The organism is Allorhizobium pseudoryzae, assembly GCF_011046245.1.
Lineage (GTDB): Bacteria > Pseudomonadota > Alphaproteobacteria > Rhizobiales > Rhizobiaceae > Neorhizobium > Neorhizobium pseudoryzae.
Window position 1 is genome coordinate 229639 of the sequence record NZ_CP049244.1, and the last position, 26052, is coordinate 255690.

At 62.4% G+C, this 26052-nt stretch carries 20 protein-coding genes; 14 read left to right on the forward strand and 6 right to left on the reverse strand.

What is annotated here, in order from left to right; translation table 11 throughout:
- The first annotated feature begins 93 nt into the window (after window positions 1–93).
- From G6N78_RS20045 to G6N78_RS20085, 9 genes are read left to right on the forward strand one after another with little or no spacing between them, the layout of a single operon-like run.
- Window positions 94–1209 (forward strand): ABC transporter permease, encoded by a 1116-nt coding sequence (locus G6N78_RS20045; protein WP_165223009.1) that lies wholly within the window; start codon window positions 94–96, stop codon window positions 1207–1209.
- Window positions 1206–2138: an ABC transporter permease gene (locus G6N78_RS20050; protein ID WP_234906055.1), complete on the forward strand. Its 933-nt coding sequence runs from the start codon at window positions 1206–1208 to the stop codon at window positions 2136–2138. The genes G6N78_RS20045 and G6N78_RS20050 overlap by 4 nt, the downstream gene beginning before the upstream one ends.
- A gap of 9 nt (window positions 2139–2147) precedes the next feature.
- Complete coding sequence (biuH, locus tag G6N78_RS20055; protein ID WP_165223011.1) at window positions 2148–2870, forward strand: biuret amidohydrolase; 723 nt, start codon at window positions 2148–2150, stop codon at window positions 2868–2870.
- The gene (gene atzD, locus G6N78_RS20060) at window positions 2870–3946 is read left to right on the forward strand and encodes a cyanuric acid amidohydrolase (RefSeq protein WP_165223013.1); all 1077 of its coding nucleotides are present in this window, start codon (window positions 2870–2872) and stop codon (window positions 3944–3946) included. The genes biuH and atzD overlap by 1 nt, the downstream gene beginning before the upstream one ends.
- A gap of 2 nt (window positions 3947–3948) precedes the next feature.
- Complete coding sequence (locus G6N78_RS20065) at window positions 3949–5490, forward strand: ABC transporter ATP-binding protein (RefSeq protein ID WP_165223015.1); 1542 nt, start codon at window positions 3949–3951, stop codon at window positions 5488–5490.
- Window positions 5491–5503: 13 nt separating this feature from the next.
- The gene (locus G6N78_RS20070; RefSeq protein WP_165223017.1) at window positions 5504–6187 is read left to right on the forward strand and encodes a cysteine hydrolase family protein; all 684 of its coding nucleotides are present in this window, start codon (window positions 5504–5506) and stop codon (window positions 6185–6187) included.
- Window positions 6180–6968 carry a 5-formyltetrahydrofolate cyclo-ligase gene (locus tag G6N78_RS20075; RefSeq protein WP_165223019.1) on the forward strand — a complete coding sequence of 263 codons (789 nt, stop codon included), beginning with the start codon at window positions 6180–6182 and terminating at the stop codon, window positions 6966–6968. Before G6N78_RS20070 ends, G6N78_RS20075 begins: the two co-directional genes overlap by 8 nt.
- On the forward strand, window positions 6968–7357 hold the full coding sequence (gene hpxZ / locus G6N78_RS20080) for an oxalurate catabolism protein HpxZ (protein ID WP_165223021.1): 390 nt from the start codon (window positions 6968–6970) through the stop codon (window positions 7355–7357). The genes G6N78_RS20075 and hpxZ overlap by 1 nt, the downstream gene beginning before the upstream one ends.
- Before the next feature lie 29 nt (window positions 7358–7386).
- Window positions 7387–8037, forward strand: a complete 651-nt coding sequence (locus G6N78_RS20085; RefSeq protein ID WP_165223024.1) for a GntR family transcriptional regulator — start codon at window positions 7387–7389, stop codon at window positions 8035–8037.
- Here G6N78_RS20085 and atzF read toward each other — a convergent pair.
- The 5 genes from atzF to G6N78_RS20110 form a co-directional block, all read right to left on the reverse strand.
- Complete coding sequence (gene atzF / locus G6N78_RS20090) at window positions 8034–9353, reverse strand: allophanate hydrolase (RefSeq protein WP_165223026.1); 1320 nt, start codon at window positions 9351–9353, stop codon at window positions 8034–8036. The genes G6N78_RS20085 and atzF overlap by 4 nt on opposite strands.
- A gap of 100 nt (window positions 9354–9453) precedes the next feature.
- Window positions 9454–10431 (reverse strand): threonine ammonia-lyase, encoded by a 978-nt coding sequence (locus G6N78_RS20095; RefSeq protein ID WP_165223029.1) that lies wholly within the window; start codon window positions 10429–10431, stop codon window positions 9454–9456.
- 238 nt (window positions 10432–10669) lie between these two features.
- Window positions 10670–11605, reverse strand: coding sequence for a glutaminase (locus G6N78_RS20100; protein ID WP_370691545.1), 936 nt, complete (start codon window positions 11603–11605; stop codon window positions 10670–10672).
- A gap of 106 nt (window positions 11606–11711) precedes the next feature.
- Entirely contained in the window at window positions 11712–12224 is a 513-nt protein-coding gene (locus tag G6N78_RS20105; protein ID WP_165223035.1) for a MarR family winged helix-turn-helix transcriptional regulator, read from the reverse strand.
- A 375-nt stretch (window positions 12225–12599) separates the two neighbouring features.
- The gene (locus G6N78_RS20110; RefSeq protein WP_165223038.1) at window positions 12600–13637 is read right to left on the reverse strand and encodes an NAD(P)-dependent alcohol dehydrogenase; all 1038 of its coding nucleotides are present in this window, start codon (window positions 13635–13637) and stop codon (window positions 12600–12602) included.
- A 548-nt stretch (window positions 13638–14185) separates the two neighbouring features.
- Between G6N78_RS20110 and G6N78_RS20115 the strand changes: the two genes are divergently transcribed.
- Entirely contained in the window at window positions 14186–20404 is a 6219-nt protein-coding gene (locus G6N78_RS20115; RefSeq protein WP_165223041.1) for an autotransporter outer membrane beta-barrel domain-containing protein, read from the forward strand.
- Between the two features lie 268 nt (window positions 20405–20672).
- Here the strand turns inward: G6N78_RS20115 and G6N78_RS20120 are convergent, their stop codons facing one another.
- Entirely contained in the window at window positions 20673–21674 is a 1002-nt protein-coding gene (locus tag G6N78_RS20120) for a sugar-binding transcriptional regulator (protein WP_165223044.1), read from the reverse strand.
- A gap of 191 nt (window positions 21675–21865) precedes the next feature.
- On the opposite strand from G6N78_RS20120, the gene G6N78_RS20125 reads away from it, so the two are divergent.
- From G6N78_RS20125 to ptsP, 4 genes are read left to right on the forward strand one after another with little or no spacing between them, the layout of a single operon-like run.
- Window positions 21866–23290 (forward strand): PTS galactitol transporter subunit IIC, encoded by a 1425-nt coding sequence (locus G6N78_RS20125; protein ID WP_165223047.1) that lies wholly within the window; start codon window positions 21866–21868, stop codon window positions 23288–23290.
- The gene (locus G6N78_RS20130; protein ID WP_165223050.1) at window positions 23287–23775 is read left to right on the forward strand and encodes a PTS sugar transporter subunit IIA; all 489 of its coding nucleotides are present in this window, start codon (window positions 23287–23289) and stop codon (window positions 23773–23775) included. The genes G6N78_RS20125 and G6N78_RS20130 overlap by 4 nt, the downstream gene beginning before the upstream one ends.
- A 7-nt stretch (window positions 23776–23782) precedes the next feature.
- Window positions 23783–24067 (forward strand): PTS sugar transporter subunit IIB, encoded by a 285-nt coding sequence (locus G6N78_RS20135; RefSeq protein ID WP_165223053.1) that lies wholly within the window; start codon window positions 23783–23785, stop codon window positions 24065–24067.
- A 15-nt stretch (window positions 24068–24082) separates the two neighbouring features.
- Window positions 24083–26047, forward strand: a complete 1965-nt coding sequence (ptsP, locus tag G6N78_RS20140; protein WP_165223056.1) for a phosphoenolpyruvate--protein phosphotransferase — start codon at window positions 24083–24085, stop codon at window positions 26045–26047.
- Window positions 26048–26052: the final 5 nt, after the last annotated feature.

A 26052-nucleotide genomic window follows, 5' to 3' on the forward strand; every position in this document is an offset into this window, starting at 1 on the left:
ACCGCCGCACAGGGCAGCGCGTCCGGCCCCGAAATGTCGAACGGCGGTGCGATCGCGGACCGTCGATGGGACAACGGATGGTAGGAAACGGTCATGACCCTCAGCATTGATGCAGCGCCCGGCCGCCAGGCCCGCTGGAGCCCTTCGGTCGGCACACTGAAATTCGCCGAATCCATCTTCATACCGGTTGCGGCCCTGCTGGTGTCGGCGGCGCTGTTTTCCGTGTTCCTGCTGTTTCTCGGCAAATCGCCGCTGATGTTCTTTCAGCTGCTCTGGGTGGGCGGCTTCGGCTCCGGCTTCTCGCTGCAGAATACATTACAGCGCGCAGCTCCCCTTATCCTGACGGGACTTGCCTTTGCGGTTCCTGCACGCATCGGGCTGACCATGATCGGTGGCGAAGGAGCGCTGGTACTGGGCGGACTGTCGGCCGCGGCGATGGCCATTCCCCTCGTCACGGCCGGCGTACCGGCGTTCCTCACGCTGCCCATCATGGCGGTCACGGCCATGCTGGCCGGCGGGCTCTGGATCGGCTTTGCCGGCTGGCTGCGTTACTATCGCGGCGTCAACGAGACGATCTCGTCGCTGCTTCTCTCCTATATCGCGATTGCCACCATGAACTTCTTCGTGGAAGGCCCGCTGCGCGATCCGGCGTCTGCCAACAAACCCTCCACCATGCCGATCGGCGATGCCTACCGGATCGGCAACATTCCCGGCACAGACGTGCATTGGGGCCTCGCAGCCGGCCTGGTGCTGGCAATCGGCCTGCATATCCTGATGACCCGAACCACGTTCGGCTTCGCCGCCCGCGTCACCGGCGGCAATGCACGGGCAGCGCTGGCACAAGGGCTTCCCGTCGGCCGGCTCATCGTCGCCTGTACGATGATTGCCGGCGCCTGCGCCGGGCTCGCCGGCTTCTACGAGGTCGCCGCCGTGCACGGTCAGGCGAATGCCTCGCTAGTGGCTGGCTACGGCTTCACGGGCATCCTGGTCGCGTTTCTCGCCCGCCAGGTGCCGCTCGCCGTTCTTCCCGTTGCCGTGCTCTTTGGCGCGCTCAGCGCTGCCGGCGGCATCATCCAGCGGCGCATGGGCATGCCGGATGCGACCGTCCTGGTATTGCAAGGCCTGATCTTCGTCGTGCTGTTGACCAGCGAAACCTTTTACGGCCGCATCCCATTCCTGCAGCCGAAACGCGCGGAGGACCGCACATGAACGAGACCCTGCAGGACAGCGCGCTCATCACCGCTTTGATCGCCATGCTGGGCGGCGCGATCCGCGTCTCCACGCCCTTCATGTTCGTGGCACTGGGCGAATGCCTGACCGAGAAATCGGGTCGCATCAATCTCGGCCTCGAAGGCAGCCTCGTGCTCGGCGCCATGGTCGCCTATGCCGGCTCCTTCCTCACCGGCAACCCGTGGATCGGTGTCCTCTTCGCCGGCTGTGCAGGCCTCGTGCTCGGTGCCCTGCACGGCTTCATCTGCAAGCTGCCGAAGGTCAACGACATCGCCATCGGCATCGCCTTCATGAGCTTCGGCACCGGCCTCGCCTTCTTCTTCGGCAAGCCCTACATCCAGCCGCAGGCGCCGCGCCTGGAGGCGATTCATCTGGGTGACTGGACCGGCGATCCGCGTCTCGCCCAGGCGCTCGAAGTCAACCCGCTGTTCTTCGTCGGCGTTGCGCTCGCGATCTTTCTGTGGTGGGCCTTCCGCAACACGCGCTGGGGCCTCATCGTGCGCATGACCGGCGATAGCGCGCCGGCAGCCAAGGCCATGGGCGTCTCTGTCGACCTGGTGCGTTTCATCGCCACCGCCATCGGCGGCTTCATGGCCGGCATCGGCGGCGCCTTCCTGTCGCTCTATTATCCCGGCTCCTGGAACCAGGGCCTCTCCTCCGGCCAGGGGCTGATGGCGGTGGCGCTCGTCATCTTCGCCCGCTGGGGACCCTTGCGCTGCATTCTCGCCGCCCTGCTTTTCGGTGCGGCTGGCGCGCTCGGCCCCTCTCTGCAGTCAGTCGGGATTTCCCAGGGCTACTACTTCTTCAATGCCGCCCCCTACATCCTGACGCTGCTGATCATGATCGCCTCGGCGCGGTCGAAGGTCGCAGCGCGCGAGGCACCGGGCGAGCTTTCCATTACCAAGTGAGGTCAGACCATGAAGTCTCTCGACGAACGGATCGAACAGGCGCTCATTGCCGGCGGCACGACGCTATCCGCCGACCCCTATCCCTGGCCCTTCGACGGCAATTGGGGGCCGCACAACACCGCGCTCGTTGTCATCGACATGCAGACGGATTTCTGCGCGCCGGGCGGTTATGTCGACAGCATGGGTTATGACATCTCCCTGACCCGCAAGCCGATCGAACCCATCCAGGCCGTGCTCGCCGCCATGCGCGCCAAGGGTTATCCGATCATCCACACCCGAGAGGGCCACAAGCCGGATCTGTCCGATCTTCCCGCCAACAAGCGCTGGCGCTCGCAGCGCATCGGCGCCGGCATTGGCGACCAGGGGCCATGCGGGCGCATCCTCGTGCGCGGTGAACCGGGCTGGGAAATCATTCCGGAACTGCAGCCGGAACAGGGCGAGGCGATCATCGACAAACCCGGCAAGGGCACGTTTCTCGCCACCGATTTCGAACTCGTTCTGCAGATGAAGCACATCCGCAACATCGTCTTTACCGGCGTGACGACCGATGTCTGCGTCCATACGACCATGCGCGATGCCAATGACCGCGGTTATGAATGCCTGCTGCTGGAAGATTGCTGTGCCGCGACGAAGGTCGAGAACCATTTGGCCGCGATCGACATGATCAAGATGCAGGGCGGCGTGTTCGGCGCCGTCTCCAACTCGGCTGACTTCATCAAGGCGCTACCCTGATGCGTGAAGCCAAGGTGCACCGCATACCGACCAAAGGACCCGACGATGTATCTGGCTTGGCATCGGCCATCGCCAGAGGCGCGATCGCGCCTGAAGGCATCGTCGCGATACTGGGCAAGACCGAAGGCAATGGATGCGTCAATGATTTCACCCGTGCCTTTGCCGTTCAGGCTCTGAAGGCCGAACTCTCAAACCATCTGCCACGGGCTGCGGTGGACGACATCGCTTACGTGATGTCCGGTGGAACCGAGGGCGCCCTGTCGCCGCATATTCTGGTGCTGGAGCGCACGGCAGGCCCGGCGGACAACGATGGACCGTCGCTCGCGATCGGTCGGGCACTGACGGCGCCCCTTGCTCCGGAAGATCTGGGCCGTCTTGCCCAGGTGCGGCTGGTGGCGGACGGCGTGAGGACGGCGATGGCGGATGCCGGCATCGCCGAGATATCGGACGTGCATTTCGTCCAGATCAAATGTCCGCTTCTGACATCGGAGCGAATTCAGCGCGCTGAGGCGTCAGGCCATACGACAACAACGCGGGACACGCTGAAATCCATGGGGTTGTCGCGAGGTGCTTCTGCGCTCGGTGTCGCGGTTGCCTTGCGCGAACTTTCGCTGTCCGACATCGATGAGTCTCACATCGGGCGCGATATGTCGCTCTGGTCCTCGCGCGCCAGCACATCCGCCGGGGTCGAACTGGAAAATCATGAAATCGTCGTCCTTGGCATGAGCCGGGACTGGAGCGGGCCGCTTATCGTGGATCATGCGGTGATGGCAGATGCCATCGACGTGGCGCCCGTGAAGGCAACGCTTGAGCGGCTCGGCCTCGGCAAGGACACATCGCTTGTTGCGCTGCTGGCCAAGGCGGAGCCCGGCACCAGCGGTCGCTTGCGCGGTTCCCGTCACACCATGCTGGATGACAGCGATATATCCGCCACCCGCCACGCTCGCGCCTTTGTGGGCGGTGTCTTGGCGGGTCTCGTGGGCAGCACGGAAATCTTTGTCTCCGGAGGGGCCGAACATCAAGGCCCCGATGGCGGCGGACCTGTTGCCATCATTGCCAGACGAAACGGAGGATGATCATGAGCGCACTTGCATCCGACATGCCATTGCCGCGAAAGGCACCCTCGCTTTCCGCCATCGGCATGACGAAAACCTTCGGCAGCTTTACGGCTCTCGGCGATGTTTCGATCGATGTCGCCGCCGGCTCCTTCCACGCCCTGCTCGGAGAAAACGGGGCGGGCAAATCCACCCTCGTCAAATGCATCATGGGCTTTTATTCCGCCGACAAGGGCCAGGTGATGCTGGATGGCCGCGAGGTGATCATCCGGTCGCCGCGCGACGCGCGCGCCAACGGCATCGGCATGGTCTACCAGCATTTCACGCTGGTGCCCTGCCTGACGGCGGCGGAAAACCTGGTGATCTCGCGCGCGGATACACCCTCGGTCATCAATTGGTCGAAGGAGCGCAAGCTGCTCGACAGCTTCATGAAAACCATGCCCTTCCAGGTGCCGCTCGATACGCAGGTCGCGAGCCTCTCGGCCGGAGAGAAGCAGAAACTGGAGATCCTGAAACTTCTCTACCTCGACCAGCGCTTCATGATCCTCGACGAGCCGACCTCCGTGCTGACGCCGGGCGAAGCGGACGAGATGCTCGGCCTGCTGCACGGCATGTGCGACCGGGGCGAGATCACGGTACTGATGATCTCCCACAAGTTCCGCGAGGTGAAAACCTTCTGCGACCGCTTCTCGGTCTTGCGGCGCGGAAGGCTGACCGGCGAAGGCGACGCGAAGTCGGCGCCTGTCGACGAGATGAGCCGGATGATGATCGGTGATACGGAAGTGCGCGAACGGGCGGCGCGGACCGAGCAGGTAGGACGCAAGGACGTGCTGGAACTCGCCGGCCTCTGCGCCGAGGACGATGCGGGGCTTCCCGCCATTCAGGGTGTGAACCTGAAGATCAAGGGTGGCGAGATCGTCGGCATCGCCGGTGTCTCCGGCAACGGGCAGAGCGCGCTCGTCGAGGTACTCGCCGGTCAGCGGCCCCTGACGGATGGCGAGATCACCATCCATGGCGAAACCTTCACGCCCAAGCGCGGCAATTTTGACCGCTTCAAGGTCTACGGCCTGCCGGAGGAGCCGCTGAAGAATGCCACCGTGCCGCGCATGAGCGTGGCGGAAAACATCGCCTTTCGCACCTTCGACAAACCGCCGATCACCAGTCTTGGCTGGTGGATGTCCAAGGGACCGATGCGTAGCCAGGCAGAGGAACTGATCGCCCGCTACCGGGTGAAGACCACCTCCCCCGATGCGCCGATCGAAACGCTCTCCGGCGGCAATGTGCAGCGGGCGGTGCTGGCCCGCGAACTCTCCGGCGATGTCGATGTGCTGATCGTTGCCAATCCCTGCTTCGGGCTCGATTTCGCCTCCGTTGCCGATATCCGCAGCCAGATCATGGAGGCGCGCAACCGCGGCGCGGCCGTGCTGCTCGTTTCGGAAGACCTCGACGAGATCCTCGAACTCGCGGACCGCGTGGCGGTCATGTCCGGCGGCACGATTTCCTATGTGGCGCCGATCGAAGAAACCGACCGCAACACCATCGGCCAGCACATGGCCGGCCATTGAGGTGGATGAGCCCATGACCTTTCCCGTTCCTGCCCGCCCCTACCCTTTCCCCTTCGCGCCCGGCCGCACGGCGCTCGTCGTCATCGACATGCAGCGCGACTTCATCGAGAAGGGCGGTTTCGGCGACAGCCTCGGCAATGACGTGACGCGGCTGGAGGCGATCATCCCGACGACCGCAAAACTCATCGAGCTTTTCCGCCGCAAGAAATGGCCGGTGGTGCATACCCGCGAGGCGCATCTGCCGGATCTCTCCGATTGCCCGCCCTCGAAGATCCGCCGCGGCGACGCGCCGCTGAAGATTGGAGAGAAAGGCGCGATGGGCAGGCTTCTGGTGCGGGGAGAACCGGGCAACCAGATCGTCGAGGCGCTGAAGCCGATCATGGGCGAAATCGTCATCGACAAACCCGGCAAGGGCATGTTCTGGAACACCGACATCCAGTCGATCCTCGACAACAAGGGTGTCACGCATCTGGTGTTTGCCGGCGTGACGACAGAAGTCTGCGTACAGACCTCCATGCGTGAGGCCAATGACCGCGGTTACGAATGCCTGCTGGTGGAGGATGCCACCGAAAGCTATTTCCCGGACTTCAAACGCATGGCGATCGAAATGATCGTCGCTCAGGGCGGCATCGTCGGCTGGGCGACGCCCTTTGCCGAACTGGACGCCGCTGTGACGCGGGAGATGGCGCATGCCTGAGAGAGAAGAGGCGCAGAGAGGTCGCTGGGCGGGCCGCAATACGGACAAGGATGCGGTGCGCAACCGGATCTGGGCTGCGCTGGAAGAGACCGGGGTTGCCGTCGGTCCTGCCTGGAGCATGATCCCGAACTTCGTCGGCGCCGACGTCGCGGCCTGGCGGCTGGCCCAAACCGAGGCCTGGAAACGGGCCTGCACGGTCAAGACAAACCCGGACGCGCCGCAGATCCCGATCCGGCTGCGGGCACTCTACGAAGGCAAGACGGTCTATGCGCCGGTGCCTTACCTCACCAAGGAATTTCCCTATCTCAGGCTTGATCCCAAAAAGCTCATCGAAAAGGGCGTTTCCTTTGAGCTTGCCGCGGTGGCCGAGGGTTTTCTCGACCATGGCGAGCGTATCGGTTTCGAGGATGTCGAGCCGCTGGATTTCTGCGTGGTCGGTTCGGTCGCGGTGTCGCGCGCCGGCGGGCGTACCGGCAAGGGTGCGGGCTTTGCCGACCTCGAAACGGCGATCTTCCGCGAACTCGGCATCATCACCGACGACACACCGCTGGTGACGACCGTGCATTCCGTGCAGCTGGTCGAGGACCATGCGGTGGTGATCGAACCGCATGACAGCCCGCTCGACATGGTCGCGACCGAGAGCGAACTGATCATCACCGGCAATCGCCAAACACGCCCTGCCGGTGTCGATTGGGACCGTGTGCGGCAGGACCAGTTCGAGACCATTCCCTTCCTGACCGAGTTGAAGAACCGCATGCTGACGCGCAGAAAGAGTGCCTGATGGAGATCAATCATCCTGAAACACAGGCAGAGGTGGAGGCCATCTTTGCCGCCTATGAAACTGCCCTGCTCGCCAATGACAATGCCACACTGCTTTCCATGTTTCTCGACAATGCCGTGACCGTCCGTTACGGGGTGAACGAGGTGCAGCACGGTTTTGGCGAGATCACGGCCTTTCGCAAAAGTCAGGAACCGTTTACCCGTCGGCTGGAAAAGACGGTGATAACCACCTATGGCCGCGATTTCGCGACCGCCTCGACGCTCTTTCTGCGGCCGGACCTGCCCGGAGAGATCGGCCGGCAGATGCAGACCTGGGTGAGGACGGACGATGGCTGGAAAGTGGCCGCCGCGCATGTGAGCATGATGCCCGACCCGGCTCACCAGACGTAACAGGGTCAGACAAGGAAGACAGGTTTCGCGTGCTGAAGAAGACCCCTCGGACATCGACGGAAGACATCCGCCGCCAATTGGCCGACCGGATCATCAGCAGCGAACTGGCGCCCGGCACCGTGCTGGACGAAACGCAGCTGGCGGCCGAATTCACCGTGTCCCGCACTCCGGTCCGCGAGGCGCTCAAGCAGCTCGCCGCGAGCGGGCTCGTCGATCAGCGACCGCATGCAAGGACCGTCGTTGCCAAGCCGGACGAGAACAAGCTGGCCGGCATGTTCGAGCTGATGGGTCATCTGGAGGCACTTTGCGCTGGCGCGAGTGCGCTGCGCATGGCGGCAGTTGAGCGCGACCAACTCGACACGCTGCATGGTGAGATGGCGGCCATCGTCTCCGCCGGTGACCGGCAGGCCTATATCCAGGCGAACGAGCGTTTCCACGGCGCCATCTATCGCGGCAGCCACAATCCCTACCTGGAGGAGATCACGCTTTCGACCCGCCAGCGCCTGCAACCGTTCCGGCGGGCGCAGTTTTACACGCTTGGCCGCCTGGCCAGATCGCATGCCGAACACGGGCTGATCCTGGAAGCGATCCTGCGCGGCAACCAGATGGAAGCCGAGCGGACGATGCATGCGCATATCACGCTGGTGGAGAACGCCTATCACCGGCTGGTCGGCGGCTAACGGGCGGGGCGGTTCTCCACCCGCAGCGCAAGAGAAGCCAGCAAGCCGTCACTGTCCGCCGGACCGATGAAAGTGACGCTCGACGGCAGGCCATCGCTGCGAATCCCGACAGGCAGGGTAATGGCGGCGAGGTCCAGAAGATTGACGAAATTCGTATAGGTCCCGAGATTGGCGTTATAGGCGATCGGCTCCTCGGCGATTTCCGAAATGCGATAGAAACGGGGAACCGTGGGAACAGCGAGACAATCGAGCGCCTGCAGCACCGGCTCCAGCTGGCGCTTCAGTGCCTTCAGCCGATACATCGATTCAAACGCCTCGACTGCGGTGATGTTTTTCGACGGTCCGATAACGCTGAAAGTGACGGGCAGAAGAGCGGACGGATTGCTTTCGATGAAGGACCGGATGGCGGCATAGCGTTCGGCAACCCAGGGCCCCTCGTAGAGGAGACGCGCGACCGCGTGCAAAGGCTCGAAATCGACCTCGACCACAGCAAAGCCCAGGGACTGCAGCGTTTCCAGATCGGCGGAAAAGGCAGCTTCCGCTGCATCATCACCGAAGAACATGCGTTGTGAGGCTGGCGGCACCCCCACCTTCGGCTGTCGTTTCGGCTCTTCCAGAACCGGCCGTGGCACATTGCGGGAAAACGGATCCTCCGCATCATAGGCGGCAATGACCTGCAGCACCCGAAACGCGGTTTCCACATCGCGCGAAAAGATAGAAACCGTATCGAGCGTGCGGCAGGCCGGCACCACGCCCGTGGAGGAAATCAGCCCGAGAGATGGTTTCAGCCCCACGATGCCGTTCATACCGGCGGGAATTCGGCCGGACCCGGCGGTATCGGTGCCGAGCGAAAAATCGACGAAACCTCTCGCCACCGCCACGGCAGACCCGGAACTCGATCCGCCCGGAATGAGGTCGGACCGCAGGGCATTGGGTGCGATCCCGAAGGGGGAGCGCACCCCCACGAGGCCGGTCGCGAATTGATCCATATTGGTCTTTCCGACCAGGATCGCGCCCGCCTGTTCCAGACGCTGCACGACGGTGGCGCTCCTGTCCGGCATATAGGCAAAGGTGGGACAGGCCGCTGTTGTCGGAATTCCGGCAACGTCGATGTTGTCCTTGACGGCAAAGAGCAACCCGAAGAGCGGCTTGCGATCTCCCTCGCCACTCTCCATCCGCTCGGCTTCGGCAAGCGCCAGTTCGCGTCGCTTCAGTGCGGTAAAGACCGAGCGGCTTCTCAGATTCTCCAGTTGGGCGATGGTGTCTTTGGGAAATGCTTGGCGAACAAAACTCTCGGATCGAACGGCAGATGGCATGGAGGGAGCCCGCGCGGAGGAGATGAGATCTATTTTACATCCCTAAGATAGAGGCCTCTTGAAGAAGGAACAGACCCACCACGACAAAAGTCGAACACCTTCACGCGCCGAACCGTGCGAGCGCATCGACAAAGACAGCCGGATCGACATTGCCGCCGGAGCATACCGCCACGACTGCATCGCCTTCAATCTCGTCCCGCCGAAACAGAGCGGCGGCAAGTGCGACGGCGCCGCCCGGCTCCACGACGATCTTCAACCGCGTGAAGGCGAGAACCATTGCCTGCAACGCCTCCTCGTCCGACACGACGAGACCCGACCCGCAGAGCCTTTGATTGATGGGAAAGGTGATCCGGCCAGGCTCCGGCGTTACAATCGCATCACAGATCGAGCCGCCCATGGCGGCATTGCGTTCGATCCGGCCGCTGGCGAGCGAGCGGGCGGTATCGTCAAACCCTGCCGGCTCTGCCGGGCGCACCCGAAGGCCCGGCGCCTTTGCCTCGAGCGCCAGCGCAACGCCCGCCGTCAGGCCGCCTCCGCCGCAGCAGACGAGGACATCGGCCTCGGCCACTCCTTCGGCCTTCGCTTGCTCAGCAATCTCCAGACCCACCGTCCCCTGCCCGGCAATCACCTGCGGTTCGTCGAAAGGCTTGATCAGCGTCAGGCCACGGCGGGTCGCCAGATCCGCACCGAGAGCATCCCGGTCCTCGGTCAGACGGTCGTAGAGCACGACCTCCGCGCCGTAGGCCCTGGTGTTCTCGATCTTCAGCCGCGGCGCGTCGGAAGGCATGATGATCACGGCCGATGTGCCGTGCAGTTGTGCGGCAAGCGCAACGCCCTGCGCGTGATTGCCGGAGGAAAAGGCAAGCACACCGCGCCTGCGCACATCCGGCTCAAGCGCGGAGACCGCCGACCACGCACCGCGAAACTTGAAGGAGCCCGTCTTCTGCAGGCACTCCGGCTTGACGAACAGGCGACGGCCGGCCATCGCGTCCAGAAAGGGTGAGGACAGCAAGGGCGTGTAGACGGCCCGCGTGCCAATGCGCCGGCGCGCTGCTTCTATCATCGAAATGTCGGTCATGGGGAATCACTCACGGAGAACAGACGGGTTGGAGCCGCAGCCTACAACCCCGAACACAGGCCGCAAGTCCCATCAGAAATGGGAGGCAATGCCGCTGACATTGCCTCCCTGCCGCATCTCCCGGGAATGGGACATGTTTGCGATCGGACATCTGATATATCTGGTACTCGAAACACTTATGACAGATGCCCGAAAAGGCAAGATGCAACCGTTGCAATTTTGACAGGCGCTGCGGGCCCTATGCGGTTGGCGCCCCGAAGACCGACCAGCCGGTTCTGTTGGCAAGCATTTCCAGCGCAAGGGAGCCCACCAGCGAATTGCCGTTCTTGTTCAGGCCCGGTGACCAGACAGCAACCGAAGCACGGCCGGGCGCGACGGCCAGAATGCCGCCACCGACTCCGCTCTTGCCGGGAAGGCCCACGTGATAGGCAAAGTCTCCGGAACCGTCATAATGACCGCAGGTCAGCATCAGCGCATTGATGCGCCGGGCACGCTGGCTGGAGACCACCGTGTGTCCCGTCAGCGGCGTGCGGCCGTTGCCGGCCAGAAACAGGCCGGCCCTTGCAAGCTGGGTGCAGCTCATCGCCAGCGCGCATTGATGGAAATAGACACCGAGCACATGATCCACAGGGTGCTGCAGCTTGCCGTAGGACTTCATGAAATTGGCGAGCGCCAGGTTGCGGAAGCCCGTCGCCGTTTCGGACTTGGCTACCTCCGGATCGATCGCAATCGCCGGATCATCCGCGAGATATTGGACGAAGCGGACGATCTCGCCGATCGCTTCGCGCGGTGTATGGCCGGACAGGACCAGATCGCTGATGACGATGGCGCCGGCATTGATGAAAGGGTTGCGGGGCTTGCCATGTTCATGTTCCAGCTGAACGATGGAATTGAACGCGGAGCCAGACGGTTCGCGTCCGACGCGGTTCCAGGTCGTCTCGCCGTGTTTGCCCAGCGCAAGCGTCAGGGTGAAGACCTTGGAAATGCTCTGGATCGAAAACGGCTCGTCACAATCTCCCGCCTTGTAGACCTGACCGTGGAGATCGACGATGGAGATGCCGAACTTGGTGGGGTCAACCTCCGCCAACTGGGGAATGTAGTCGGCCACCTTTCCTTCGCCGATCCGCGAAAGCAGAGCCTCGTGAATCTCCTCAACGACCGCCTGCAGGTCCATCGTCATTCGTTGTCTTCCCAGCCGTTGTCTTCAACCCTGTCGATCCTTCTCCCGCATTGCGAAAGACTTCGCAAGATGGTGCGCGCGCAACACCGACCGTGGGTTCTTACTCGCCCTCGGCACCGCTCAAATGGTTGGCGGTGGAGCGTTTGACGTGGCCGATCTCCTCCCAGAGGGACACGATCCGGGCCGTCTCCACATCGGCCATCAGATCCCGAAGCCAGGCCTCGTGCGCATCCGCCATGGCGGAGAAGACGCGCGTCCCCTCCTCCGTCAGCCGGGCCACCGTGACGCGCCGATCCGCCGTCGGCGTTTCCCGGACGACGAGCCCTTCCGCCTCCAGCCGTTCGACCAGGCCGGTGACATTGCCATTCGTTACCATCGTGCGTTTCGACAGTTCGCCGAGCCGCAGGCCTGCCTGTTCGCGGTACAATTGCGCCATCAGGTCGAATTGCGGCAACGTGGCGCCGAACTCGGCCCGCAGACGCTTCCGGATCTCCGTCGAAATCAGCTTTGTCGTGGACAGCATGCGCAACCAGAGGCGCGTTTCCGGCTTCGCGCGCGCCTCCGGCCCATGGGTGATCATCTCGAGATCGACAGATGCGACATCGCTATCCATTATCCGTGCTGCCCCTCATTTGGCATGGTTTTCTGCCAGCTCTACGAACCGGTATTTGAAATGTCAAAGGTCGTCTGAGTGTGCCAGAGAGCAAATGAATATGCGAATGTTTTAAAGCTTTGGCGCGGGGATCGCTTTCCACCACCGGCCTGCCGACAGAGGCCCCCGCATTCGCGGGGACAATGTCCAGCTGTCCCATGACCTGAAGGATCTTTGGCAGGAGGGCCAAGACCTGAGGCCCCTGCAAGACATCCACCGTTGCGCCCTCATCGAACAGCTTCTTTACGCTAGCAAGTCCGACGCGCGAAGCGGCCCCGGTGACCGCCGCGACCATTGCCGTCATGTCGGTCGTCATGCCGTTGTGATGCGATGGCTTCACTCGGTCATGCGGATCTGCAGCTTCACATCCTGCGGCAGTCCCTTGGCGGCGCGTTCGAAGGCTGCGATGCTGTCTGCAAAGGCATAGGTTTCGGTGATCAGCGGCTTGAGATCGACCTTGCCGGAGGCGATCAGGTTGACGGCGCGGTCGAAATTATTGGCATAGCGGAACACGGTTTCGATGCGGGCTTCCTTGAAGATGGACGCGGGCACATCGAACTCGACCGGCTCGATCGGGAGGCCCACCAGAACCAGCGCACCACCCGGCCGCATCAGATCGAAGATGCCATGATAGGCCCTGGGGCTGCCGCTCGCCTCAAAAATCACATCCGCACCCCAGCCGTCCGTTGCGCCCATGACGGCGTCCTTGAGCGCGGTCTCCTGAATATTGACCGGCGTGATACCCGCATATTGTCCGGCAATCGCGAGCTTTGGTGCGCTGAGATCGGCGATGAGGACGCGCGAGCAGCCGCCGGCGAGCGCGGCAATGGCGGTCATGATGCCGATCGGGCCGCAGCCGATCACCACCGCCACATCGCCGGGCGTGATTTTGGCGCGCGTGGCGGCCTGCATGCCGACGGCGAAAGGTTCGATCATCGCGCCTTCGGCAAACGAAACATTCTCCGGCAGCTTGTAGGTGAAGGCGGCCGGGTGCACCACTTCCGGCGTCAGCACGCCATGAATGGGCGGCGTCGCCCAGAAGCGCACATCCGGATCGACATTGTAGATGCCGAGCTTGGACGCGCGCGACGCCATGTTCGGAATGCCAGGCTCCATGCAGACCCGGTCGCCGACACGCAGATTCTTGACGTCGGAGCCCACCTCGATCACCGTGCCTGCGGCTTCGTGACCCAGCACCATGGGTTCCTTGACGACGAAGGAGCCGATGGCCCCGTGGGTGTAATAGTGCACGTCGCTGCCGCACACACCCACCGTATGGATGGCGATCTTGACGTCGGCAGGACCGACATCCCGCGGCAGATCGATGTCACGGATGGCCAGTTCGCCTTTGCGTTCGAGTACCAGAGCTTTCATGTTGTGCGTCCTGAGGTCAGAGCAATTCCAGCCGAAGTGGAAACCGGTTGTACGTCCGAAATCGCGTGAAAACCTAGAGTGCGATCCCGTCCGGCTTAAAGAGATAGACGTTCGACGCATCAATGCCAGCCGTCATCTGAGCGCCAGGCGCCAGATCCGGTCATCCGTGGGCCAAAATCGTCACGGTTTCCTCGCCTGTTCGAGCGGAGATCTGTGTGGAACGATGGAGCGACCGATCGCCACGCGCTGGCGCTGGTCGCCGAGACTGCGCGTGGCGTGCCGGCAGCCTGTCTGAGCCCGGGGGAAATCGGATGGGAAACCGCAACCTCCTCGACGATCTCAAGCGCATCAGCGCCCTCAGCGATGACCGCGCCAAACACGGACGTCCCAGCCAATCGTGCTATCCGTCTCACGAAGATTTGCTCGGACTTTATATTCCGGCGAATGAGCGGCAGACATTTGTCAGCAGGTTTTCATCCGTGGCGTCAAAGTAAACAGCCTCAGGTAAGCAATAGAAATTAAGCATGATAGACAACGGGGACACCATCATGCCGACATTGATGCTTGAAGACACCATTCCGTTCGAGCGGCGCTCAGCACGTGCCGGACAAAGAGGTGTTGAGAAAGATCGATGGCTTGCAACGGCTGCCCTGTGCAGTTTCGTCGCGACAGGGGTACTGCTGGGGACCAAGGGCACGTCCAAGGCGCAGTCCGTGGTGGTGACGAAGGATGTGAAGGGCGGCGCTGTTCTGTTGAACAATCAGCAGGATATTACGCTGCCGACAGGTGCAACGGTGCCCGCCGGAACATCGAGCCTTCTGGGGGGCGAAAGCCTCGGGCAGGACTGGTTCTTTTTCGGAAAGCCGACCGAGGGCGGTGCCGTCACCATCACCAATAGCGGACGCCTTTTGAGCAACGGCTCGCAAGTTGGCGGACTGTCCGCCCTCAGTCGCGGCGGGGACGGCGCGATCGTGGCCACGGACAACGGGGCGGTTGCTCTGAGTTCCGGCGCGAGTTCCGGCGCCGTCAACATTCTCAATTCGGGTGCGATTTCCACCACGGGCGCGTTTGCTGCCGGCGTGAGTGGCATGAGTGTCGGCGGTACCGGCAATGATGGTGTGAAATCCGTCTGGGATCTGTCATCGATCTCGAAGTCGGGCGGCCCGGTGAGCATCATCATGCAGCCCGATGCCGCCCGGACTATACCGTCTGTTTCCACCAGTGGCGAGGGTGCAGCGGGTATCGTCGCGCTGAGCGCAGGCGGTGGTGATCTTGCCGAGTACCAGAAGAGAACGGGCCGGTTACAGGCTGTCTCGGGCGGGAATGCCGAAACCGTTCGGATCGACCTCGGTCCTGCGGTCATCAGCACGCGCGGCGCGCAATCGACCGGTGTGTTGGCGCAAAGCATCGGCGGTGCGTCCGGCATATCCCTGGAGGGCAAGGCGGGTCAACATGGCGGCAATGGCGCCTCGATTACCGTCACGGGAGACACGGCGGGATCCGTCACCACACGGGGACTGCATGCGGATGCCATGCTTCTCCAGTCCTTCGGCGGCAGTGGCGGCAATGGTTCCTCGGACAGCGGCAGTGTTGCGGTCGGCGGCGATGGCGGCCGAGGCGGCTCTGCAGGCGCTGTTACCGTCAACTTCCGGGGAATGCTACAGACCTATGCCGATCATGCCCTGGGGCTGATGGTGCAGAGCATTGGCGGCGGGGGCGGACGCGGTGGAAATGCAACGGCAGAAGGCCTGTTCTCCGCCGTTGCCATCGGCGGGTCCGGCGGCAATGGAGGGCAAGGCGGGCCACTCGATCTCACCTTCGGCAACATTACCACGGCCGGAAGCTTTTCGCACGGAGTCAACGCCCAGAGCATTGGCGGCGGTGGTGGTCACGGCGGTTCAGCGACCGCGCGCGCGACCTCACCGGTCTTTTCGTCCAGCGTCGCCATTGGCGGCAGCGGTGGCGAAGGAGGCGATGCCGGGACGATCACCTTAAGCCCGACCGGCAACGTCTACACGTCCGGCACGCACTCCTTTGGTCTCTTTGCCTCCAGTATTGGCGGCGGTGGCGGCACGGGCGGATCAGCCGCCACGGTTTCCGCAGCCGCAGGTCCGGTCTCGCTCACCTCCGCCGTTTCCATCGGTGGCAAGGGTGGCAAGGGTGGCAAGGGCGGACGTATCGTGATCAACCAACCGGCCGGAACGGCTGTCGCGACAAGCGGTGCCTTTTCCAGCGCCATCGTCGCGCATTCGATCGGCGGCGGCGGCGGAACAGGCGGCGATGCACGCAGCATTTCCGTCGGTGCGTCCAACGGCGCCGGCACGATTTCGGTGTCCGTTGCCGCAGGCGGTTCGGGTGGCGAGGGGAATGGCGGAGGCGAGGTCGTTGTCAGTACCGACGGTGTCGTCTCCACCCTCGGCAGTTTTGCCAACGGCATCGAGGCCTTGAGCGTCGGCGGTGGTGGCGGCAGTGGCGGCAGTGCCACCGCCATCTCGGGTGCCGTGTCTGCCGGCATTGCCGTACCGATTTCCGTTTCGGTTGGCGGCAGCGGCGGCAAGGGCGGCAACAGTTCGTCCGCGTCGGTCGTTGTGGAGCGGACATCGTCCGTGATCACGGCCGGCGATCACGCAACCGGCGTTCTGTCTCAGAGCATTGGCGGCGGCGGCGGCAATGCGGGCTCTGCCGTGTCCCTATCAGGCGCTATCTCCGAAGGCAGATCCGTCAGTCTCAGTGCCGCCATTGGTGGCAGCGGCGGCAGTGGCGGCAGCAGCGGATATGCAGGCGTGACGGTCGCCGGCCGCGTGACGACCTCCGGTGCATTCGCCAATGCCGTTCTGGTCCAGAGCATCGGCGGCGGTGGCGGCAAAGGCGGCAGTTCGCTGAGCATTGCTGCCGGGGCCTCGACAAGTGGCAGCACGCCGCTCAGCGCCTCTGTCGGGGGAACGGGGGGCACCGGCGGAAATGCTGCAGGCGCCCTCGTTTCGATGTCTCCATCCGCCTTCCTGGCGACGACGGGAGACCATTCCACCGGGGTCCTGGTCCAGAGTATCGGCGGTGGCGGCGGCTCAGGTGGCAATGCCCTGTCTGGAACTCTGAGCATCGGCGAGGTCAATAAGCCAAGTGCTTCGGTGGCCATCGGCGGGTCGGGCGGCAGTGGCGGCCAGGGAAGCCTGGTCCGAGCAGATCTTGGCGGCTTCATCCTGACGCAAGGCGTCCTGTCCCATGGCATTCTCGCGCAATCGATTGGCGGTGGCGGCGGATTTGGCGGCAATTCCGTCTCAGCCGCGCTCTCGGCTGCTGCCAGCGAAAAGGCATCGAAAAACATAGCGCTTTCGATTGGAGGCACAGGAGGAGCCGGTGGCGCCGGTGGGCCAGTTACCGTCACCAACAGTGGCAATCTTCAGACCATCGGTACGGGTTCGAATGGCATTATCGCCCAGTCTGTCGGCGGAAGCGGGGGCTACGGCGGAAACGCATTGTCAGTCACGGCGTCTGTGCGCCCGGCCTCGGAGGGCACCGGGAAACTCTCCGATGGACGCACCGTCACGCTCTCCATGGGGGGAAACGGAGGGAATGGCGGCAATGGCGGAACGGTACACGTCTTCAACGCGGGATCCATCCAGACAACAGGACAGACGGGGACGGGTATCTTTGCCCAATCCGTCGCGGGCGGCGGCGGTGCTGCGGGACATGCCACGTCAATCTATCTCTCGGCAGAAAAGAAGACGAGCTTCACCAGCGAGAACGGTCAACTGACGACCAAGGATCTGAGCAAGCTCATCCTGAGCGCTGGGGGTGTCAGGGGCGGCTTCGGGATCGGCGGTGATGTTCTCGTGGAAACGAACCGCGGCTTCGTCCGAACGGAGGGGGATGGCGCGATCGGTATTCTTGCTCAATCGATCAGTGGTGGCGGCGGAACCAGTGCCCTCTCAGACCCGATCCATCATGTCAGCTCTGTCCTGTTTGGAGCGGAAGGAAGTTCGCCCTACAACCATGCGGGGCAGGCAACAGTCGTGAACCTTGGCGAGATCAGCACCAAGGGCATTTTTTCGTCTGCAATCGTGGCACAAAGCATCGGCGGTGGCGGCGGAGCCCATCTGTCCGTGCAAAACCGTCGCAGTGAGCTGCTGGGTGCCAATGCCCTTGCAAGGGAAACCGGCTCGGTTCACCTCGGCGGTTTGAACGGCAATGGCAGCGGAAATCCCGTCACCATCGCCTCGAGTGGCTCACTCAGCACCACCGGCGACTTTGCTCTCGGCATCCTGGGGCAGTCGATTGGCGGTGGCGGCGGCCTTGTCACGCTCGACAACGACGCCTCGACAACGCTGGTTGATTTCGGGGGCAGCTGGGATAGGGTCAACCGTTCCGACGCGGTAACGATCACCAATGGCGGACAGATCACGACGCGCGGCAAGGGCGCGATAGCCGTGCTTGCCCAATCCGTCGGCGGTGGCGGCGGGCTTGTTCAGGCGGACAGTCCGGTCATTTACGCCGAGACCCCGATCACCATCATCGCCAACAAGGAGGATCGGGACCGCTATAACGAGATCTTCGATCCGTCGAATCCGTTTCGCCGCGCGGAGCGGCTTTTGAATTTCGGCGGAGACATCAATGTCACACTGACATCCGGAAGCGATATCCGAACCTTTGGCAATGGCGCCGCGGCAATCTATGCCCAGACCATTGCCGGGCCTGGTGGTCTGGTGCAGATGTCGGACGGCAGTCTGTTGTCGAAGACGTATAATCGCGGCGACCGGGCAGGCAACGTCTCGATCAACATGAATGGCCGGGTGGAAACGCACGGCAATCAGGCGCCCGGTATTCATGCGGCAATGCTCGATGGCGACTATTCGTGGCGAAGCGAACAATCGCATCGCCGTATGTCGATCGAGGTGCTTGGTAGCCTGGATACCTTCGGAACTGCCTCGCATGGGATCGTAGCGGAGTTGTCTGGTAATACATCTCGCCCGGAAAAGCAGACATCCGTGAACATCACGGTCGCGCGGGGCGCAAGGGTTGCAGTCTCCGGACAGGGATCGGATGCGATCCACATCAGCAATGCAACACCTTCGCACATCGCGGCCACCACCATCGACAATGCCGGCACCGTGGCGAGCAAAAGTGGTTTTGCCATCGTCAGCGACCAGAAAACAAGCGTGATCAATTCCGGAACCTTGACCGGCTCTATCAAGGCCGCGGGCCCGGTCTGGGCCTTCAAGGGCGACCTGCGCGGCATCTCGCTCGTCAATACGGCGAGTGGCTCGCTGTTGCCAGGCTCGACCATCGACCTTGGCATCGACAGCCTTGCTGTCCTCGGTTTGCCCGACTATGGGCACCTCCAGAATTTTGGGCTTCTGTCGCCCGGAGGACGTGGAGCGATCCAGGTCACCACGCTGCAGGGCGCGTATGTTGGCGCACAGGGATCAACGCTTGAAGTCGATCTTGATATGCGTGGGGGAACATCAGACCGGCTTGAGGCAAGCAGTAGCGTCCAGTTGAACGGCGCGGTTCGCCCGCGATTGACATCTTTTGGCCGCACGCGACAATTCACCATCGTCAAAGCACCCTTTCCGTTCGACATGGCGATGAACGCGGCGGCTCTTGATACGCCGGTTGTCGACTACTCGCTTAGTCTGCATCGATATGGCTTCCAAGGGTGGGATGCTGACGTTACCGTCAACAGCGTGAACTTTGCCGCACCAGGTCTTTCGGATCATGATGCCGTTGCAGCATCCTGGCTCAATGACCGCCTGTCGGACGGTGATACAGATGCCGACATGGTGACGCTCGCCAATGCGGAAACGCTGGCAGACTATCAGAACCTGCTCGATTCCTATGCCAGCGAGCACGCGACTCAGCAGGTCGCAGGGCTGCGCGCCTCCGCATCAGGTTTTCAGTCTGGAATGCTCAGCTGTGGTCAGATCGGTGCAGGTATGACGGCAATCGATGAAGGCGAGTGCACGTGGGGCAAAGCCTCTTCCCGCTGGTTGGAATATGATGGTGGCTATTCCGGTGACGGCCGTGATGACCGCTCACGTCTTCTTTCGTTTGGAAGCCAGTATGTGGTGGATGATCACTGGCGGCTTGGCTTTGCAGCGGGCTATGAAACGCTGACGTCTCAGGCTCGGCTTGCAAACTCCGAAACGCAGGCGGCGCATATCGGGGCCATTGCCAAATATCAGCAGGGCAACGCGCTGTTTGCCATCGGTCTGTCCTATGGTCACGGCTGGACGGATTCCAGCCGTTCCATTCCGCTCTCAACGGGCCTGACGGCCCGCGCAAGCCACGATACCGACTGGCTTCAGGCGCGCTTCAGAGCCGCCTATCTTCTGCCCGCAGGGTCGTTCTATCTGAAGCCCAGCGTGGATCTGGACGTCAACTATATCCGCAGCGGCGGCTATACGGAGACGGGCGCACCAGGTTACAACCTGATGATCGCTGCCTATGACGATGTCATGGTTTCCGTGACCCCGAGCATCGAAATCGGCACGGACCTGACAGTGTCGGAGCACCTCCAGATGCGACCATTCGCATTCGCAGGAGTGCAGCACAGCGCCGACACCACAGTGTCCAGCAACGTCAAATTCTCGCCGACATCCCATCAGTATTCGCGTCAATTCGACACCGACAAGTGGGTTGCCACCTTCGGCGCCGGCATCAGTCTGTTTTCCGACGACCGGGTGTCTCTCGATCTCCGCTACGATGGCACCTATGGAGAAAACGTCTTGTCGCATGCGGTCGCGGCAAAGCTTCGGGTCGATTTTTGATGATCCGTGGCACTCGGCATGAACAACAGGCGGCAGGCCGCTATTCCGCGTAGGACGGACAAAAAATGGGGCGCCGAGGGGTGGTGCCCCTGCGTCTCCGTATCAAGCCGCACTCTCCGGCTGTCAGCCTCCACCAGCGCCAGAGAAACCGTTCCTGATCGTGGAGATACACGTCATCAGGGCGGATGCATATCCCCCGCGACGATGTTCCCACCATTGCCACAATGCTGCGTCGTGTGCTCGATCGTCGAACGGTGGGCGCCAAGTTCTATCCCGGTGGGCGCCGCGTGCTTTTCGGCCGAGCTGCCACCAGACCCGTGGCAATACTGTGGTCGATGACCAACGTGGTGGCTATGCCGGCCTGCAGGAGGGCCAGCAGCGGCTTTGTCTTGGCCGTTCCAGCGGCCACAACGACGTTGTCTGCCTTTTGCAGATCTTCGAATTCAATTCCCGTATGGCGGTCATTCAGTTCGGTATCAGCACGTGAACCATCCGCCTTGAGGAAATGTCCGGCCACTTCGCAGACGGCCCCGGCTTCGCGCGCTCTCTTCAGATCTTCCGCGGAAATGCCGGACGCCATAAAGAAGCTGCCGGTTTCATCACAGCCGCCACAGGAGATTACATTGAAGTCCGTTGAGGCCATCTCCGCAAGGACAGGACGGATGTACGGATCGGCCTTCAACGCGGCACATGTCTCTTGAAGACCGAGCACGAAGGGTATCGGCAGGGTGCGGGCGGTGCCGCCGACGATCTGCGCCATTTCGAGGCTGAGGGAATAGGCACTCGTGCCGTCATCGTTATGCGACGCTCCCATCAGTGCCACAACTCGTGAATCGGGCTTCGACAGGACCCGCATGGCGTCGATCGTCCGACGCACCGTCGTGCCGCCACCCACGCCAACCGACACATTGCGCGTGTTCAGGATGCGCCTTCCGATATAGTTCGCCGCAGCAATACCGACGGCATCCTTGCGCTGGGGATCGAGCAGCGGATCGTCCGGATTGGCGGCGTCTGCCGGCGGGGTGAGGATGCAACGTCCTAAACCGTAGCTGGCGGCAATCCAGTCGCCCAGCGCCAGTGTTTCCGCCATCTGATGTTCGAGACTGATCTTGACGAGGCCGCTCTCACGGGCGCTGGAGAGCATGCGCACAACCTTGGTTCGCGACACCTCAAGACGACGGGCAACCTCTTCCTGCCCCAATCCATGCACGTAATAGAGCCACGCCGCCATTACGTGCAGGTCATGATCGTCAGAGCGTATACGCGCCATCAGTTCCTCTCCCCGATTCATCCGCAGCAGTATGGCGCAACTTTGTCGAGACACAAAGGCGCCGCACATTTGCGCACTTAACGCACACTTGACACAGGCGTTCCGTGCGAACAATATGGTCGCCGACGAACAAAAGTGCAATCAGGGGAGTGAGTGCACGATCGTCGGTCTTTCACGTGAGGGAGGATAACGTGGACGCAGTTCTAAGCGGCCTGAAGGCCATTATTGACGACCTGGGAGCCACGGTGCTCCTGCCCATCATGATCTTTGTTATCGGCTTGGTTCTGGGCGCCAAACCCGGCAAGGCGTTTCGTGCCGGTGTCACGATTGGCGTTGCCTTCATCGGCATCAATCTCGTCATCGGGCTGATGTGGACGAATCTGAGCGATGTCGCTCAGGCGATCGCCACGAACACGGGCGTCAAGCGTGATGTGGTGGATGTGGGCTGGCCCTCGTCTGCGGCCATTGCCTTTGGCTCACAGGTTGGCCTCTGGGTCATACCGATCGGTATCGCCGTCAACGTTGCTCTGCTTCTGGCCGGCTGGACCCGTACGCTGAATGTGGACGTCTGGAATTTCTGGCACTTCGCCTTTGTCGGCTCGCTTGTTACCGCGGCGACAGGCTCCCTGCCCTACGGGCTTGTAGCAGCCGCGCTCATGGCGGCGCTTTCGTTGTTCTTCGCCGACTGGAGCGCAAAACCCGTACAGGCCTTTTATGGTCTGCCCGGCGTTTCTGTCCCGCATCTTCTGTCGGCGCAGATCCTGCCCATCGCGATCCTGACCAACTGGATGATCGAGCGAATTCCGGGTCTGCGCGATATCGATCTGTCCACCGATCACATCCAGAAGCGCCTGGGCGTCGCCGGCGAACCCGTCATTCTCGGCCTCATCATTGGTCTCGTTCTCGGTCTGGTGGGCTTCTGGAATCCGGCAGATATTCCGGGCATGACCGCCAAAGTGCTGAAGGCTGGCATCAATCTGGCCGCGGTGATGTTGCTGCTACCCCGCATGGTTAAGATCCTGATGGAGGGACTGATCCCGGTTTCGGAAGCGGCCCGTGAGTTCGTGCAGAAGCGGGCCGGCGACCGACAGATCAACATCGGGCTCGATTCTGCGATCCTGATCGGCCATCCGGCGGCGATCTCGTCGGCTCTGTTGCTCGTACCCATCGCGATTGTCCTGTCGATCATCCTCCCCGGCAACCGCGTCATTCTGTTTGCCGATCTGGCGGTCATCCCCTTCGTTGTCGCTCTGGCAGCCCCGATCGTGCGCGGCAACGTGCTGCGCATGGTCATCATCGGCACGATTACGCTCACCATCGGTTTCTACATCGCCGGTGCGCTGGCGCCCCTCTTCACCTCGGCCGCCGGTAGTGCCGGCTTCACGATGCCGGCCAATGCCAGCCAGATTACCGCCATCGGCGATGGCTTCGTCTGGATCGGCTTTGTCGTCGTCGAACTGTTCAGCGGTCTCGGTTGGCTCGCGGCCCCCATCATCGCTGTGGTGATCGGCCTCTGCATGTGGCTGCTGAAGGTGCGTGCAGGCGCCATGGAAGCCCTCGCTTCGGCAAGTCCGGAGAAAACCACGCAATCCACCACCAGCAGGGTATCTGCATGACAGACAGCATGAACGCGACGAACTTCCTCTTGAAAGAGGACATCTTCATCGGGCTCAACGTCCGAAACGCAGATGAGGTGATCGGCCAGTTGGCCGATCACCTTCTCCGCCGCGGCAAGGTTCGCCCGAGCTATCGCGGGGCGGTCGAGCAACGCGAGCGGGAGATGCCGACGGGCCTGCCGCTGGAGGATGGTCTGGCCGTGGCGGTACCCCATACGGATCCGGAGCATGTGCTTCTGTCCGGAGCGGCGGTTGCCACGTTGAAGGAGCCCGTGACCTTCCGCAGCATGGACGATCCGGACAAGGAACTGCCGGTCCGCCTTGTCTTCATGCTCGCCCTTCACAGCAAGGAAGAGCAACTCGACATGCTGTCTGCCATCGGCGGGCTCATCCAGGACAACAAAACGCTTCACTCTTTGTGCGAAGCAAAAGACAGTGGTCAGATCTATGCTGACATCGATCGATATCTCAAACTGGGAGGTTGAGAGCACCATGACCAAGAAAACAGTCCTCGTCGCCTGCGGCACCGCCGTCGCCACGTCCACCGTCGTTGCCGCCGCGATTACGGACGCGATGGGAGATCGCGGCATCGACGTCGAGACACGGCAATGCAAGGCAACCGAGGTGCCGAGCATGCTTGATGGCGTAGACCTTATCGTGTCCACCACGCCTCTGCCGCCGAACCTGCCAAAGCCCGCCATCGTCACCCTCGCCTTTCTGACGGGCATCGGTCGCGATGCAGAGATCAACAGAATCGCCGACATCCTGCGAGCTTGAGCCAGAGGTGTATCGATGGAAATCCAGCGCGCCGTGCGCGTCGCGGTTCCGGGAGGTATTCATGCCAGACCGGCGGCCGAGATCGTAAAACTGTCCAAGGGCTATAACAGCGAGCTCTTTCTTGAGTATCAGGGCAAATCCGCCACGACGCGCTCGTCCTTCAAGCTCATTCTGCTCAGCCTCAAGGAAGGTGCGGACATCACCATCCGAGCGATCGGCGAAGATGCCGATCGCGCCGTGGATGACATTGCCGGCTTTCTCGAAGCACGGCAGGACAACCATGCGCAGGGTGCAGCGGAGGAACCGGCTCCACCGTCGGCACCCGCCGACTGTGCTGATGGTCGGCTCGGCGCGGCCTTGCACTTGGACCGCGCAATGACAGGAATAGCGGGTGGCTCGGGTGTTGCGATCGGTCCCGCCTTTCAATTCCGGCAACCGGTGCTCGCTCCGTTTCCACCGGTCGCCGCGGATGTTGATACGGAGATTCGTGCTGCGATGGAGGCCATGCAGCATGTGGGTCAGTCGCTTCGCCGACAAGCCGCCGCCGCCAGCGGCGGCACGGCAGAGGTGCTGAATGCGATCGCCGAGCTTTCGGCCGATCCCGAATGGCATGCGCGCATCGTCGGGCTGATCCGGAGTGGCCGCAGCGCCGGTGCGGCAATCCTCACTGCTGGAAAAGACCTCGCAGAAGAACTGGCCGCCCTTGAGGATACCTATGCCCGGGCGCGCTCGGAAGACATCGCCAGCTTGACACGGCTGACGGCGCTGCAATTGCAGGGCAAACAGCCGATAAGCCTCAACGAGGTGCCCACAGGCAGCATCCTGGTTGCCGATGAAATCAGTGCCGCCGAAGCAGGAGGCACCGATCTTTCGCGGCTTGCGGGCATCGTTACCCGTCATGGTTCTGCTGCCAGCCACGCGGCCATTCTGGCAAGGGCCGCCGGGGTCCCTGCGGTCTTCGGCGTCGCCGATCCGCTCGCACTCCTCGAAGGCGCCAGAGAGATCGCTCTCGATGGCGATCGCGGCCAGGTCTTTCCCAACCCGGATGCGTCGGTCCGTGCCGAAATCATAGAACAGCGTGACAGGGCCAAGGCGGAAGCCCTGGCACTGCAGGCTTTGGTCGGTGTTGCGCCCAGAACGAAGGATGGCGTCGCAATCACCGTTGCCGCAAATCTCGGTTCGGTCGAGGAGATTGCTCAAGCAAAGGCGGCCGGCGCCATGGGTGTCGGTCTTTTCCGCACCGAATTCCTGTTCATGAACAGGAACGACCTGCCAACAGAGGAAGAGCAGTTCCTCGCCTATCAACGTCTGCTGCAGGCCTTCCCGGAACATCCGGTGATCATCCGGACGTTGGACATTGGCGCAGACAAGCCGGTGCGCAGCATCGCGTTGCCGCGGGAAGACAATCCCTTTCTGGGCCTGCGCGGCATTCGACTGTGTCTCGCGCGACCGGAACTCTTTAAGCCGCAACTGCGCGCCCTCTTGCGCGCCGCCCCCTTCGGCAGACTGCATGTCATGCTGCCAATGGTGACGGGGACAAGCGAAATCGATGCAACAGTGGCGATGATCGACGAATGCCGCCGCGCGTTGATCGACGAGGGCAAGGACGTTGCGCCCTTCGTGCTCGGCATCATGGTCGAGACCCCGGCCGCGGTTTTTGCTGCCCAAACTCTTGCCCGCAAGGTGAAGTTCTTCTCCATCGGTACCAATGATCTGACGCAATACGTCATGGCTGCCGATCGGTTGAATCCCGGCGTCGCCGACCTGTGCCGCGTCGATCAGCCGGCCGTCCTTTCCGCTATTCGCATGGTCTGCACAGCTGCAGAGCAAGCGGGCATCTGGGTCGGGGTCTGCGGGGAGGCAGCAAGTGATGCCTCAGTCGCGCAGCAGTTGATTAGCGCCGGCGTGACGGAACTCAGCATGTCGCCAGCATCGATCCTGAAGATGAAAAATGCCATTTCCGGCCACGTCAGGGAATAAACAAC

Bases quoted from the DNA above. Each gene is read 5' to 3' on its own strand.
- G6N78_RS20115 (WP_165223041.1), top strand. From the start codon at position 14,186: ATGCCGACATTGATGCTTGAAGACACCATTCCGTTCGAGCGGCGCTCA.
- G6N78_RS20095 (WP_165223029.1), bottom strand. From the start codon at position 10,431: ATGACCGACATTTCGATGATAGAAGCAGCGCGCCGGCGCATTGGCACG.
- G6N78_RS20045 (WP_165223009.1), top strand. From the start codon at position 94: ATGACCCTCAGCATTGATGCAGCGCCCGGCCGCCAGGCCCGCTGGAGC.
- G6N78_RS20110 (WP_165223038.1), bottom strand. From the start codon at position 13,637: ATGAAAGCTCTGGTACTCGAACGCAAAGGCGAACTGGCCATCCGTGAC.
- G6N78_RS20120 (WP_165223044.1), bottom strand. From the start codon at position 21,674: ATGGCGCGTATACGCTCTGACGATCATGACCTGCACGTAATGGCGGCG.
- ptsP (WP_165223056.1), top strand. From the start codon at position 24,083: ATGGAAATCCAGCGCGCCGTGCGCGTCGCGGTTCCGGGAGGTATTCAT.
- biuH (WP_165223011.1), top strand. From the start codon at position 2,148: ATGAAGTCTCTCGACGAACGGATCGAACAGGCGCTCATTGCCGGCGGC.
- G6N78_RS20070 (WP_165223017.1), top strand. From the start codon at position 5,504: ATGACCTTTCCCGTTCCTGCCCGCCCCTACCCTTTCCCCTTCGCGCCC.
- G6N78_RS20075 (WP_165223019.1), top strand. From the start codon at position 6,180: ATGCCTGAGAGAGAAGAGGCGCAGAGAGGTCGCTGGGCGGGCCGCAAT.
- G6N78_RS20135 (WP_165223053.1), top strand. From the start codon at position 23,783: ATGACCAAGAAAACAGTCCTCGTCGCCTGCGGCACCGCCGTCGCCACG.
- atzF (WP_165223026.1), bottom strand. From the start codon at position 9,353: ATGCCATCTGCCGTTCGATCCGAGAGTTTTGTTCGCCAAGCATTTCCC.
- G6N78_RS20100 (WP_370691545.1), bottom strand. From the start codon at position 11,605: ATGGACCTGCAGGCGGTCGTTGAGGAGATTCACGAGGCTCTGCTTTCG.
- hpxZ (WP_165223021.1), top strand. From the start codon at position 6,968: ATGGAGATCAATCATCCTGAAACACAGGCAGAGGTGGAGGCCATCTTT.
- G6N78_RS20105 (WP_165223035.1), bottom strand. From the start codon at position 12,224: ATGGATAGCGATGTCGCATCTGTCGATCTCGAGATGATCACCCATGGG.
- G6N78_RS20050 (WP_234906055.1), top strand. From the start codon at position 1,206: ATGAACGAGACCCTGCAGGACAGCGCGCTCATCACCGCTTTGATCGCC.
- atzD (WP_165223013.1), top strand. From the start codon at position 2,870: ATGCGTGAAGCCAAGGTGCACCGCATACCGACCAAAGGACCCGACGAT.
- G6N78_RS20130 (WP_165223050.1), top strand. From the start codon at position 23,287: ATGACAGACAGCATGAACGCGACGAACTTCCTCTTGAAAGAGGACATC.
- G6N78_RS20065 (WP_165223015.1), top strand. From the start codon at position 3,949: ATGAGCGCACTTGCATCCGACATGCCATTGCCGCGAAAGGCACCCTCG.